Origin of the sequence: Paracoccus sp. SCSIO 75233 (genome assembly GCF_027912675.1) — a bacterium.
GTDB lineage: Bacteria > Pseudomonadota > Alphaproteobacteria > Rhodobacterales > Rhodobacteraceae > Paracoccus.
Map to the genome: position 1 here is coordinate 2,992,321 of NZ_CP115757.1, position 12,797 is coordinate 3,005,117.

10 protein-coding genes and 1 pseudogene are annotated in these 12,797 nt (G+C 62.0%); 7 read left to right on the top strand and 4 right to left on the bottom strand.

The window, feature by feature from the left end; genetic code table 11:
* Window position 1 precedes the first annotated feature (1 nt).
* Window positions 2-643, top strand: a complete 642-nt coding sequence (locus tag PAF12_RS14525; protein ID WP_271107711.1) for a DNA-3-methyladenine glycosylase — start codon at window positions 2-4, stop codon at window positions 641-643.
* A gap of 26 nt (window positions 644-669) precedes the next feature.
* On the opposite strand, the gene PAF12_RS14530 is transcribed toward PAF12_RS14525, so the two are convergent.
* A complete protein-coding gene (locus tag PAF12_RS14530; RefSeq protein ID WP_271107712.1) occupies window positions 670-1,707 on the bottom strand; it encodes a LacI family DNA-binding transcriptional regulator in 1,038 nt (345 codons plus the stop codon).
* A gap of 182 nt (window positions 1,708-1,889) precedes the next feature.
* Between PAF12_RS14530 and PAF12_RS14535 the strand changes: the two genes are divergently transcribed.
* Entirely contained in the window at window positions 1,890-2,804 is a 915-nt protein-coding gene (locus PAF12_RS14535) for a TRAP transporter substrate-binding protein (RefSeq protein ID WP_271107713.1), read from the top strand.
* Here the strand turns inward: PAF12_RS14535 and PAF12_RS14540 are convergent.
* Window positions 2,794-4,157, bottom strand: a protein-coding gene (locus PAF12_RS14540) for an IS3 family transposase (protein WP_271106531.1) whose coding sequence is annotated in 2 segments (ribosomal slippage) — window positions 2,794-3,807 and window positions 3,810-4,157 — 1,362 coding nt in all. Because the reading frame shifts where the segments join, the coding sequence is not laid out codon by codon here. The two genes, PAF12_RS14535 and PAF12_RS14540, sit on opposite strands and share 11 nt — an antisense overlap.
* A gap of 137 nt (window positions 4,158-4,294) precedes the next feature.
* Between PAF12_RS14540 and PAF12_RS14545 the strand changes: the two genes are divergently transcribed.
* The 5 genes and pseudogenes from PAF12_RS14545 to iolB all read left to right on the top strand — a co-directional run bounded on the left by PAF12_RS14545 (window position 4,295) and on the right by iolB (window position 10,821).
* Window positions 4,295-4,699 carry a sugar phosphate isomerase/epimerase gene (locus PAF12_RS14545; protein ID WP_271107714.1) on the top strand — a complete coding sequence of 135 codons (405 nt, stop codon included), beginning with the start codon at window positions 4,295-4,297 and terminating at the stop codon, window positions 4,697-4,699.
* A 268-nt stretch (window positions 4,700-4,967) separates the two neighbouring features.
* Window positions 4,968-6,889 (top strand): annotated as a pseudogene (iolC, locus tag PAF12_RS14550) (5-dehydro-2-deoxygluconokinase).
* Between the two features lie 87 nt (window positions 6,890-6,976).
* The gene (gene iolD / locus PAF12_RS14555; protein ID WP_271107715.1) at window positions 6,977-8,815 is read left to right on the top strand and encodes a 3D-(3,5/4)-trihydroxycyclohexane-1,2-dione acylhydrolase (decyclizing); all 1,839 of its coding nucleotides are present in this window, start codon (window positions 6,977-6,979) and stop codon (window positions 8,813-8,815) included.
* Window positions 8,816-8,839: 24 nt separating this feature from the next.
* Complete coding sequence (iolE, locus tag PAF12_RS14560) at window positions 8,840-9,754, top strand: myo-inosose-2 dehydratase (RefSeq protein ID WP_271107716.1); 915 nt, start codon at window positions 8,840-8,842, stop codon at window positions 9,752-9,754.
* A 257-nt stretch (window positions 9,755-10,011) separates the two neighbouring features.
* The gene (iolB, locus tag PAF12_RS14565) at window positions 10,012-10,821 is read left to right on the top strand and encodes a 5-deoxy-glucuronate isomerase (protein ID WP_271107717.1); all 810 of its coding nucleotides are present in this window, start codon (window positions 10,012-10,014) and stop codon (window positions 10,819-10,821) included.
* 249 nt (window positions 10,822-11,070) lie between these two features.
* On the opposite strand, the gene PAF12_RS14570 is transcribed toward iolB, so the two are convergent.
* Window positions 11,071-11,286, bottom strand: coding sequence for a hypothetical protein (locus PAF12_RS14570; RefSeq protein ID WP_271107718.1), 216 nt, complete (start codon window positions 11,284-11,286; stop codon window positions 11,071-11,073).
* Window positions 11,287-11,458: 172 nt separating this feature from the next.
* On the bottom strand, window positions 11,459-12,673 hold the full coding sequence (locus tag PAF12_RS14575; protein WP_271107719.1) for a site-specific integrase: 1,215 nt from the start codon (window positions 12,671-12,673) through the stop codon (window positions 11,459-11,461).
* Window positions 12,674-12,797: the final 124 nt, after the last annotated feature.

Consider the following 12,797-nt stretch of genomic DNA (forward strand, 5'->3'; position numbering starts at 1 on the left):
AATGCAGACCGACGACCGTTACACTGACGCCGAGAACTTCCTGCGTGATCTGGATGAAGATTGGGCGCACGTCATTGATCTGATCGGACCCTGCCGTCACGATCCGAAAGCGGCGCGCGAGCCCTATGAGGCCCTTATCCGCGCTATCGCCTATCAGCAATTGACTGCCAAAGCCGGTGACGCAATCCTCACGCGGCTGAAGGCGCTGTGCCCTGACAATCTTTTCCCAACACCCGACGCAGTCATCGCGATGGAATTCGACGCCCTGCGGGCCTGCGGGTTCTCGGCCAGCAAGATCGCTACGATCAAGGCCATCGCGGAAGGTTCGAAGACCGGCCTTGTGCCGTCACGAGGCATCGCCGTCAGGATGGATGACGAGGCCCTGATTTCCAACATATCGGCGATCAAAGGTATCGGTCGCTGGACGGTCGAGATGCTGTTGATGTATTCCCTTGAACGCGCCGATATCCTGCCAGCCGATGATTTCGGCGTCCGAGAGGGCTATCGTGCGTTAAGGGAGCTTGATGAGCCGCCCAAACCCAAGGCGCTGCGCGAAATCTCACTAGCCTGGTCGCCATACAGAACAGTCGCCTCATGGTATCTTTGGCGCGTTCCACGTGAACGGGGAAACGTGCTTCGATGAGCGGGCTTGTGACACGAATGCTGACTTCAGCCAAAAGTGGCGCCGCTGATGTTCTCGCGTGTAATGACTTCGACGGGTACCATACCGATACGTGCTGGCCGGTTCTCAAGGAGGCCGATCATTGCCTGAACCGCCAGTTCAGCAATTCGCTGCATATTCTGATGGATCACGATATCCATCGAACCGTCCAACAGATAGGAAGCGGTTTTCGGCGTCAGATTATGTCCGATCAACGTGATCTTGTCCGCTACACCGGCATCCTTCAATGCGGTCACAACACCTTCGTTGCCTCCACCAACATTATAGATGCCAACAATGTCGGGAAATTCTCTGAGAATCTCCTGCACGACCTTGCAATTCTCGGCCATCTCATCCTGTCCGGAATAAGTTCCGACGACCTGCAAGTGAGCGAAGTCCCTGCGAATGGTCGACCGAAAGCCCATTTCGCGGTCGCTGTGGTTTCGGTAGAGATGCATACCGGAAATAACGGCAACCGGTCCGGATCGGCGGGTTATGAGTCCCATGAGGCGTGCCGCCGTGCGCCCGGCCGCCATGTTGTCCGTGCCTATGAACTGACCGATCACCGGGCTGACCAGATCAGATACAATCGGCACGCAGGGTATCCCCAGCGAATGAAGTTCCTCTACCGCGTCCACAACGCGTGGATCGTCCAGAGCCTGAAAGCCGATCGCATCTATTCCCTGTCCAGCACAGGCGCGTAGTTTTCGCGCCAACAATGAAGGTTCGAGCTTCTTGGAAAAAATGCAATCTATTGTGGCGCGGCCATCGGTGTACACATTCTGGAAGCAGTTTCCCAAAAACTCCGTGGACGGGCCTGCCTCTTCGGGCAGGAAGATCCTCAGCCGCCAAGGGCGTGCGCGATCCTCAATCTGTGCGCCGGTTTCGATGGCATGCTTCGCCTGCATGACACGTTGGCGGGTTTCGGCCCGCACATTAACACGATTGTTCAGGACCCGGTCCACGGTCGCGGTGCCGACACCTGCCAGTTTCGCAATCTCCGCAACACTGGCGCGTTTGAAAACTATCGGTTCTTCATCGTTCATGGCTCGGTTCTAAAGCCAATGGAAATCAAAAGCCATCAAAAAGAAGCCGTCATTGATAACACCATAAAGCATCAAAAAACATCAGTTACGTCAGGATGATGTAAATTTCTTGCTAGAGAATGCGGCCAAGGTTTATCAAGCAATCACGAGACGGGAGCCTTTGCCCGTTTAGGGAGGAAAGAATGACAGTTGCAATGAAAATGGTGGCGGGCGCCGCCGGTCTTATGATGTCCGTGTCCATGGGCGCGGCCGCAGACTTCACCTTCAAATATGCCAATGACCAACCGGAAAGCTCAGTCCGGTCCCAGACGATGATCTGGTTCGAGGAGGAGCTGGAAAAGCGCACGGATGGCCGCATCGAAGTGGAAAACTTCTTTGGCGGGGCCCTGGGCAACGAACGCGAGATGATGGACCAAGTGACCTCAGGTCTTTTGCAGGGCACCCGTGGCGGGTTCTTCGCTGACGCGACGCCTGCATACAACCTCTATCAGCTTCCCTTCCTTGTGAATGGCTGGGACCAAATGCAGTGCCTTGTCGGTAGCGAGTTCACGCAGGAAATACAGAATAGAGCCGAGGCCAACGGCTATCACATCCCCGCTACCGGTATCAGCCAAGGCTTTCGCGCGTATACGAATAACGTCCGCCCCATCACTTCGGTTGAAGATCTGAAGGGGCTTCGCATCCGGGAACCGCAGTCGGATCTGATGATCGCAACTGGCACGGCCCTCGGCTCAATCCCGGTCGCCATGCCGTTTTCTGAAGCCTATCAGGCCTTCAAGCAGGGCGTCATCGACGGTCAGCACAATCCGCCGCAAAATATCTGGGACTTCAAGATTCAGGAAGTGCAGAAATATCTGACCCTGTCCAACCACATGACTGGCCCTGATCCGTTGATCGTGAACAAGGCATGGTACGATGGATTGCCGGACGATCTGAAGGTCATTTTCGATGACGTCGCTCAGGAAACGCTGGCCATGTCTGATGATATGTATCGTGAGGCAGAGGCCAAGATTGTCCGTCGTCAGAACATTTGGCGCAGATTGGGGCGTAGACTAGCGGAGAGCGGGCCTCGTCTGGGATTTGATGTTAGGCTGTGAGCTTGCGGTGCTGCAAGCGCCGATATTCGATGGTTTTTCGTTTGATCCTTTCGCGCTGTTTGATGATGGCCTGTGCCCTGCCGAAGTAGACATCGGCAGGCGTCACGTTGGCCAGGCTCTCGTGGTAACGCTGGTTGTTGTAGTGCTCGACGAAGGCCTCGATCTGGGACTCGAGGTCGCCGGGCAGGAAGTAGTTCTCCAACAGGATGCGGTTCTTCAGGGTCTGGTGCCAGCGCTCGATCTTGCCCTGGGTCTGCGGGTGGCACGGCGCGCCGCGCACATGGCTCATCTTGTTGGACTCGATGTATTCGGCCAGCTCGCCCGCGATGTAGCTGGGGCCATTGTCCGATAGCAGCCTGGGTTTGTGTAGAACGGTGGCGCTGTCGCAGCCCGAGGCGGCGAGCGCGAGGTCCAGCGTGTCGGTCACGTCCTCGGCCCGCATGTTGGTGCATAGCTTCCAGGCGATGATGTAGCGCGAGAAGTCGTCAAGCACCGTCGAGAGGTACATCCAGCCCCACCCGATGATCTTGAAGTAGGTGAAGTCGGTCTGCCACATCTCATTCGGCCGCGTGGTCTTGGTGTGGAACTGATCGGCCGCCTTGATTACCGTATAGGCTGGGCTGGTGATCAGGTCATGGGCCTTGAGCAACCGGTAGACCGTGGCTTCCGACACGAAGTAGTGTTTCTCGTCGGTGAAGCGCACGGCCAGTTCGCGTGGGCTGAGGTCGGTCGCCTCCAACGCCATCTCGACGATCTGGTCCTGGATGTCCTCGCCAATGCGGTTCCACACCCGGTTCGGTGCCGAAGGGCGATCCTCCAGCGCTTCCGGCCCACCTTCCCGGTAGCGGTCATACCAGCGGTAGAAGGTCCGGCGGGCAATGCCGAGCTGGTCCAGCGTCCGCCTGGCCGGCAGGTGCGACTGCTCGACGATACGGATGATCTCCAGCTTCTCGGATGCGGGATACCTCATTCGTCGTCGCCCCCATCCGCGATCATGCTTTTTTTAAGCAAGCGGTTTTCCAGCGTCAGGTCCGCCACGCACTCCTTCAGCGCACGGGCTTCGCGGCGCAAGTCCTGCACGTCACCGGAGGTCGCCGCACGGGCGGTGTCCCCGGCCAGGCGGCGTTTGCCGGCTTCCATGAACTCCTTGGACCAGCTGTAGTACAGACTCTGCGCGATGCCCTCTTTGCGGCACAACTCGGCGATACTGTCGTCACCGCGAAGACCTTCAAGCACGATGCGGATCTTGTCTTCGGCCGAGAAGTGGCGGCGGGTCTGACGCCGGATGTCCTTGACCACCCGATCTGCAGGGGGCTTGGTCGGCGATTTTGAATTGGAGGATTTGGGCTTCATCTTCGTTCCTTCGTCACTACGACGAAGCCCAAATCCTCCTTAAATCACAACCTCAAATCTGTGCCATAGCCGCTGACGGGGGACAGCCTCTGATTGCACCGGCCATCGATGTCATCAGGGACGCTGGCCTGACCCTCGTGGTTGAAACCGGCAACGGTACGATGGTCAACTCGAACTATACCGGCCGGAAACTGATCGACGATCTGAATGCAAAGGGCGCTCTGAAAGTGCTTTGGGACCCGGCCAACAACTGCTGGTGTCATGAACAGGCATTTCCGGCGGGCTATGAGGAGGTGAAGGATGGCTACCTCGGTCATATCCATATCAAGGATGTCCAGGTCGACACACCTCGCGCGACGCTGGAGGTCCGGCGCATGGGTGAGGGACAATTGGCAGACCAATTCCAGCCCATGGCGGATGCCCTGAGATCAGACGGATATGACGGTGTGATATCTTTCGAAAGCGTCTACCATCCGGGCAAAGGTAATTTTGAAGACGGTTTCCGGCTTTGTGTCGACCGCTTCAAGACGATTTACGGGTAAGGCCGGAATCCTCCCATCTGCACATGCGGATGATGCCGTGTTCAAGCGCATATCGATCATCATGCACATGATCGCGGCGAAAGAAGCTGGGCTGGCGAAGTTAGTCGGTGGGCATACCCCCCTGGCTGCCAGCCCGGTCTGCAAGGAAAAACTATTAGTGCTTTCGCAATGCGAAGACCACACGCTGCGGCGCACTAACCTCGGGGAACGAAAGTCACCATCGGTCTTATCGCTGAAGCGGATGACATATAGCTGCAAGGATTGCCCCATGACCAAACCGCTTGATCTCATCACCATCGGCCGTTCTTCGGTCGATCTTTACGGCGACCAGATTGGTGGCCGGTTAGAGGATATGGGTCGTTTTCGAAGTATATCGGCGGCTCTCCGACGAATATCGCCTGCGGCACTGCGCGGCTGGGTCTGCGCTCGGCGGTGATTACGGGCGTCGGCGACGAACATATGGGCCGCTTCATCCGCGAACAGCTGATCCGCGAAGGCGTGGACACGCGCGGCGTCAAAACCGACCCGGACCGCCTGACCGCCTTGGTCCTGCTGGGCATCCGCGATGAAGACAGCTTTCCCCTGATCTTTTATCGCGAAAACTGCGCCGATATGGGTCTGACCGAGGCGGATATTGATGAGGGCTTTATCGCCGAGGCCCGCGCGGTTGTGGCGACGGGGACGCATCTGTCGCATCCGCAGACCGAGGCGGCGGTGATCAAGGCGCTGGAACTGGCGCGCAAACATGGCGCGCGGACGGCGCTGGATATCGACTATCGCCCGAATCTCTGGGGCGTGGCGGGGCATGGCGATGGCGAAAGCCGCTTTGTCGAAAGCGCCGCGGTGACGGCGAAGCTGCAGGCGAGCCTGCATTATTTCGACCTGATCGTGGGCACGGAAGAGGAATTCCACATCGCCGGTGGCAGCACGGATACCATCAAGGCGTTGCGCAATGTCCGCAAAGTCTCGGACGCCACGCTGGTCTGCAAGCGCGGTGCGGCGGGGGCGGTGGCCTTTGAAGGCGACATCCCCGACAGTCTGGACGAGGGCCAGACCGGGCCGGGTTTCCCGATTGAGGTGTTCAACGTTCTGGGCGCGGGCGACGGGTTCTTTTCCGGGCTGATGAAGGGCTGGCTGGACGATGCCGATTGGCCGACGGCGCTCACATACGCCAATGCCTGCGGGGCTTTCGCGGTCAGCCGCCACGGTTGCACACCGGCCTATCCCTCGCTGACGGAACTGGAGTTCTTCCTCAGGCGCGGCGTGATCCAGCCCGATCTGCGCAACGATGCGGAACTGGAGCAGATCCACCGCGCCACGAACCGCACCGGTCCCGGCACGGGCGACTGGTCCGAGATGCGGGTCTTTGCTTTCGACCATCGTGGGCAGCTGGAAGAGATGGAAGGCTATACGCCGCAGAAGGGCGGCGCCTTCAAGGAGCTGTGCCTGAGCGCCGCGCGGCAGGTGGCGGGGGACCGGCCCGGCTATGGCATTCTGTGCGACAACCGCATCGGGCGGGCGGCGCTGCATGCGGCCTCGGGCTCGGGGCTGTGGATCGGGCGGCCTGCCGAATGGCCGGGCTCGCGGCCCCTGACGCTTGAGCCGGAGCTGGGCCCCGATTGCGGCGGCTTGCAGGCATGGGCGCGCGAGAATGTGGTCAAGGTGCTGTGTTTCTGCCATCCGGGTGACGATGCCGGGATGCGTGCGGATCAGGAGGCGACGGTCCGGCGGCTTTATACAGCGGCGCGGCGCAGCGGGCTGGAATTTCTGCTGGAGGTGATCCCGTCCAAGGTCGGTTCGGTCGATGACGGCACGACGGCGACGCTGATCCGGCAATTCTATGCCGCCGGGATTTACCCCGACTGGTGGAAGCTGGAACCGATGCAGAGCCGTGCGGGCTGGGCGCAGGCCATCGCCGCCATCGAGGAACATGACCGCCACACACGCGGCATTGTGGTGCTGGGGCTGGACGCGCCCGAGGCGGAGCTGGCGGCGAGCTTTGAGGTCGCGGCGGGCTTCGATCTGGTGCGCGGTTTTGCTGTCGGGCGGACGATATTCGCCGATGCGGCGCGGGGCTGGATGCGCGGCGAGATGAGCGATGCGGAGGCGGTGGCGCAGATGGCCGGGCGTTACGGGCGGCTTTGCGACCTCTGGGACAAGGCGCGCGGCGCGGCGCGGGTGGCGGCCTAGGGATCGGGTGTCAGGACCGGGGGCGCTGCCCCCGGACCCCCGGGATATTTGGATGAAGAAGAAACAAGCGGTCGTGGAGGCGAAGCAATGGGCAAGGTGATCCGGTTGACGGCGGCGCAGGCGATGATGCGCTGGCTCTCGGTGCAGAAGAACGAGGATGGCGACCGCTTTATCGAAGGCGTCTGGGCGATCTTCGGCCATGGCAATGTCGCGGGCATAGGCGAGGCGCTGCACGGGATCGGGGACGCGCTGCCGACATGGCGGGGCCAGAACGAACAGTCGATGGCCCATGCCGCGATTGCCTATGCCAAGGGGCAGGGGCGCAGGCGGGCGCAGGCGGTGACCACATCCATCGGGCCGGGCGCCACGAATGTCGTGACGGCGGCGGCGCTGGCGCATGTGAACCGGCTGCCGCTGCTGGTCATCGCGGGCGATGTCTTTGCCAATCGCCGGCCCGATCCGGTGCTGCAACAGGTCGAGGATTTCGGGGACGGGACGGTCAGCGCCAATGACTGTTTCCGCCCCGTCAGCCGCTATTTCGACCGCATCACACGGCCCGAACATTTGCTGAGCGCGCTGCCCCGTGCCATGCGCGCCATGACCGACCCGGCGGAATGCGGGCCGGTGGTGCTGGCGTTCTGTCAGGATGTGCAGGCGGAAGGCTATGACTGGCCCGAGGAATTCTTCGCGCCGCGCATCTGGCGCATCCGCCGCCCCGAACCCGACCGTCAGGAACTGGCCGAGGTGGCAGGGATGATCCGCGCCGCAACATCGCCGGTGATCGTGGCGGGCGGGGGCGTGATCTATGCGCAGGCCGAAGAGGCTCTGGCGGAGTTCGCCAGCCGCCACGATATCCCGGTGATCGAGACGCAGGCAGGCAAATCCGCGCTGCCGCAGGATCATCCGATGAATTACGGCGCGGCGGGGGTCGATGGTTCGGCTGCGGCGAACCTGATGGCGGGGCAGGCTGATCTGGTGATCGGCATCGGCACGAGGTTGCAGGATTTCACCACCGGCTCGCGGACGCTGTTCGGGGATGCGAAGCTGGCCTCGATCAATGTCCAGCCCTATGACGCGGCCAAACATGGCGGGGTCAGCCTTGTCGCGGATGCCAGGGTCGCGCTTGCCGCACTGACGCAGGCCCTTGGCGATTATCGCGCCGATGCGGCAAACCCGCGGGCCCGCGCCGATTGGCTGGAGGCCGTCAATGCCCATTGCGCGGCCCCCACCGATACCAATGAACTGCCGACCGATGCGCAGGTGATCGGCGCGGTGCAGCGTGCGACCGGCAAAGACGCCATCGCCATGTGCGCCGCCGGCACCATGCCCGGCGCGCTCAAGCTGCTGTGGCAGGCCTCAAAGCACGGCTATCACATGGAATATGGCTATAGCTGCATGGGATATGAGGTGGCCGGCGCCATGGGCCTCAAACTGGCGCAGCCCGAGCGCGAGGTGATCTGCTTTGTCGGTGATGGCAGCTATATGATGGCCAATTCGGAACTGGCGACGGCGGTGATGCGGCGCATCCCCTTTACCGTCGTGCTGACCGATAATCGCGGCTATGGCTGCATCAACCGGCTGCAGCAGAATACCGGCGGGGCGGAATTCAACAATATGTATGTCGACAGCAATATCGAGACGCAGCCGCAGATCGACTTCGTGGCCCACGCCGCCAGCATGGGGGCGCATGCGGTCAAGGCGGGTGGTATCGCGGATCTGGAGGCGCAGCTTCAGGCCGCGCGCAGCCGCGACATCCCCACCGTGATCGTGATCGACACCACCGCCGCGCCGGGCCCCGGCGACGGGCTGGAAGGGGCCGGGCATTTCTGGGACGTGGCCGTGCCCGAGATGGGTGATACGGCAAAATTGCGCGATGCCTATGACGATTACCTCGCCAGTATCGCGCATCAGCGCCTTTTGAACTGAACGCGTCACCTGAAGGAGAGGCACATGATCCGCTACGGCACCAATCCGATCGCCTGGTCGAATGACGACGACCACAGCATCGGCGCGCATCTGTCGCTGGAAGACTGCCTGTCCGATTGCCGCGAGATCGGCTTTGACGGCATCGAAAAGGGCCACAAGATGCCCTCGGAGGGCGCGGCGCTGAAAGACGCGCTTGGCGCCTGGGGCCTGCGTTTCATCGGCGGCTGGCATTCGACCAATATCCTCAGCCCCGGCGCGACGCCTGAGGTCGAGCGCGCCGCGATGGACGCCCATATCGCCATGTCGAAAGCGGCGGGCAGCGATGTGATCATCATCTGCGAATGTTCCAACACCGTGCATGGCAATGATCAGGTCGCGGCCAATGACCGGCCCATTCTGTCGGATGCGGAATGGGACCGTTTCATGGCCGGGATCAACGATCTGGCGGGTCATGCGGCGGGGCAGGGGATGCGCTTCTGCTATCACCACCATGTCGGATCCTGCGTCGAAAGCGACGCGGATATTGACCGCTTCATGGCCGCCGCCGGGCCGGATGTGCATCTGCTGCTGGATACCGGGCATGCCCGTTTCGGCGGTGCCGATCCGGCTGAGCTGGCGCGGAAATACATGCCCCGCGTGGGCCATATCCATTGCAAGAATATCCGGCAGCCGGTGATGGAACAGGTCCGCGCCGAGGGTCTGTCCTTCATCGAGGGCGTCCGTCGCGGCGCCTTCACCGTGCCCGGCGACCCCGAGGGCTGCGTCGATTTCGCGCCGGTCCTGCGCATCGCCGCCGAACAGGGCTATGACGGCTGGCTGGTGATCGAGGCCGAACAGGACAGTGCCATCCGCAACCCGCTGCATTACCAGTCGATGGGACATGAGGCGCTGCGCCGGATGGCGCGCGAGGCCGGGCTGGACCGCGATGCGGCGGCATAAGCCATTGGCAGAGGGGCGCTGCCCCTCCTGGCCTGCGGCCAGTTCACCCCGGGATATTTCGACCAGGGTGAGGGGGCGTTCCGCGATGTTCGGTGTACGCGCTGTGTACAGGCTGTGCATGGCGGGTGCACGTCCTGTGCCGCCGTTTTGCCAGCAAATGCGGGGCGCTTTGCAGGCGGTCGGATGATCCGCCCCTCGGCGCAACGCACGGTGCTGTTGCATGTGGCGGCGGCGCTGAGTTTGAGAAAGGAAACGCTATGAGCCATCTTCTGCACAAACCCTTCGGCACACGCGGCGAGGTGCATCGCATCACACCCCAGGATGCTGGCTGGCGCTATGTCGGGTTCTCGCTGCACCGCCTGCGCGCGGGCGACCGCGCCGGCGATCTGACCGGGGATCGCGAGGTCATTCTGGTCATGGTCGAAGGCAAGGCCCGGATCGAGGCCGCCGGTCAGGATTGGGGCGAATTGGGCGACCGGATGGATGTGTTCGAAAAGACCCCGCCGCATTGTCTCTATGTCCCGAACGGCCTGCAATGGCAGGCCGAAGCACTCACCGATTGCGTCATCGCGGTTTGCTCCGCCCCCGGTCGCGGCGGCCATGAGGCCCGCCGGATCGGCCCCGACGGCATCACCCTGACCGAGCGTGGGAAGGGTACCAACACCCGCCATATCAACAACATCGCCATGGAGGCCGAAGACTACTGCGACAGCCTGCTGGTGACCGAGGTCTTCACTCCCGCAGGCCACTGGTCCAGCTATCCCAGCCACCGCCATGACGAGGACGACTTTCCCCGCATCACCTATCTGGAAGAAACCTATTACCACCGCCTGAACCCCGCCAATGGCTGGGCGGTACAACGGGTCTATACCGATGACGGCAGCCTCGACGAAACCATGGCCGTCCACGACGGCGATGTCGTCTGCGTCCCCCGAGGCCACCACCCCTGCGGCGCCCCCTACGGCTTCGAGATGTACTACCTCAACGTCATGGCCGGCCCACGCAGAAACTGGCGCTTCGTCCCCGCGCCGGAGGTCGAGTGGATCATGGAGAGAGATGCGACATAAAGCCGGTGTTGGCTTGTCTTATTTGGTAAGAGCCACTGGTCGTGGGTTTTCCACGCCATGCAAAATGCCGGGAACTGCCGGGCCAACGATTGTCAGGCGCGCAGGGTGCGAACCTGCGAACCCGCGAACCCCGGATGCGAACCCAAAAAAATCGCTGCGAACTGGTGATCTTGCGCGCTTACGCCCGCCGCATACACATTCCCCCGCCGGAGGACCCGGAAGAGGTTGACAGATTGGAGCCCGACCGAATCAGAGCGTCGTGAATGCCGCGAGCACTGCGTCTTGGACCGTCCACGCCAGCAGCAGGTCGGCTTCCTCCGCGGCGATGCGTTTGCCTATATCCGCGATGCGCTCCTCAACGGGGATGGTGCGGTTAAAGGGGATCACCGCCAGACGGCGCTGTATGCCCCGATCCACGCTGCCCTTGAAGCCGGGCAGCAGCAGTAAACACGACTGGGGCGGCATTTGGCGTTTCGTGGACGCCGCATTTATCGGCGTGGCCTGCCGGAACCCGCATCCGAGTCGGTACGCGAATGCGAATCCTGGTTCATGGAGCGCGTCACAGAGCCACCCGACCTCTCTACGATCCGAAAGAAGATCGGTGCGGGTCACCGCGACCTTCTGGCAGATCAGCCAATCAATCGACCACGCGCAGTCGCGGGCGCAGGAAGCCGGCAACGTCGTTCACGCCTTCCCGCAGGGGCGAGTCCATGAGATGAGCGTAACGCTTGGTGGTTTTCGCCTGGGTGTGGCCGAGCAGGGCGCCGATCATCTCCAGCGACGAGCCGCGATTGATCAACAATGACGCAAAGGTATGGCGTAGATCGTGCAGGCGGATATCCTCCAGACCTGCCTCCCGAAGCGTCCGGTGCCAGAACCGGCGCAGATCCTGCACCGGCTTGTCCGGCGCGTCGCCGGGAAACACCCAGCCCTTACGGATGCCCAACTCCTCCTGACGCGCCCGGATCAGCGCCACGGCGTCCAGCGATAGTGGCACCCGATGCACCCGGCGCTGCTTGGTGTAAGCCGCCTGTTTCGTCCATGCGGCATTGTCCAGATCGAAGTCTTCAAACCGTGCCTCGCGCACCTCTCCCAGCCGCGCGCCGGTCAGCAGGCACATGCGCACGATGGCCGCGCTGCGCCGGTCCTCGGTTGCCGACAGCGCTGTGGCCAGCGCCGACAACTCGTCCGGCGACAGGAAGCGGTCGCGCTCCGTTTCCGGACGTTTGAAGAAATGCTGCGCCGGGTTTTCGGTGATCATTTTCCATTTGATCGCCAGATTGAACATCTTGCGCAGCATCTCGCCGCAGCGATTGGCTCGAACCGGGGTGGGGCGCGGCGCCGCCTCGCCTTTCTTTGGTGTTTTGCGCTTGCGGGCGCGGCCCTGCGCGACGCTGCGCAGCAGGGTATCAACATCCGTGGGGGTGATCTCGCTGACCAGACGGTTGCGCCAGACCGGCAGTACAAACTGCTCCAGCATGGATTTCTGATCCGATGCATTCCGCGCTGCGAGGCTCGGCAGATGCTCCTCGATGAAGCGGGTCACCAGATCGGAGATGCGTGGGGCGGTTCGGGCGGTTTCGCGTTCCTCCAAGGGATCGATCCCGGCATCGAGCTGACGGCGCAGATCCCTGACGCGATCCCGCGCGGCGGTCACCGACCATTCCGGCCAGCGACCGAGGGTGAAGCGGCGCTGCCGGCCGTGATGGCGATAGGCGAAGGTGAAGGCGCGATTTCCGGAGGCGTAGATCCGGATGGCCATACCCAGCGCCTCGGAATCGAAGATCTCGTAATCCTTGCTGCGCGGCTGCGCGGCTTTGACGGACCGCTCTGTCAAGCGAACTCGAAACATATGGTTTCCTCGTTACAAAACCGCCTGAATACAGCGTCGCCGGGGAGGGTGATCAAGTCGGGTTCGGTCGTCTTAGATAATGCGCGCTCATGCCGACGGATGGTGGAAGCCGCAGCTCACGGTT

Excerpts from the sequence above, each read along its gene's own strand:
- PAF12_RS14525 (WP_271107711.1), top strand. The coding sequence starts at position 2 with ATGCAGACCGACGACCGTTACACTGACGCCGAGAACTTCCTGCGTGAT.
- PAF12_RS14530 (WP_271107712.1), bottom strand. The coding sequence starts at position 1,707 with ATGAACGATGAAGAACCGATAGTTTTCAAACGCGCCAGTGTTGCGGAG.
- PAF12_RS14535 (WP_271107713.1), top strand. The coding sequence starts at position 1,890 with ATGACAGTTGCAATGAAAATGGTGGCGGGCGCCGCCGGTCTTATGATG.
- iolD (WP_271107715.1), top strand. The coding sequence starts at position 6,977 with ATGGGCAAGGTGATCCGGTTGACGGCGGCGCAGGCGATGATGCGCTGG.
- iolE (WP_271107716.1), top strand. The coding sequence starts at position 8,840 with ATGATCCGCTACGGCACCAATCCGATCGCCTGGTCGAATGACGACGAC.
- iolB (WP_271107717.1), top strand. The coding sequence starts at position 10,012 with ATGAGCCATCTTCTGCACAAACCCTTCGGCACACGCGGCGAGGTGCAT.
- PAF12_RS14570 (WP_271107718.1), bottom strand. The coding sequence starts at position 11,286 with ATGCCGCCCCAGTCGTGTTTACTGCTGCTGCCCGGCTTCAAGGGCAGC.
- PAF12_RS14575 (WP_271107719.1), bottom strand. The coding sequence starts at position 12,673 with ATGTTTCGAGTTCGCTTGACAGAGCGGTCCGTCAAAGCCGCGCAGCCG.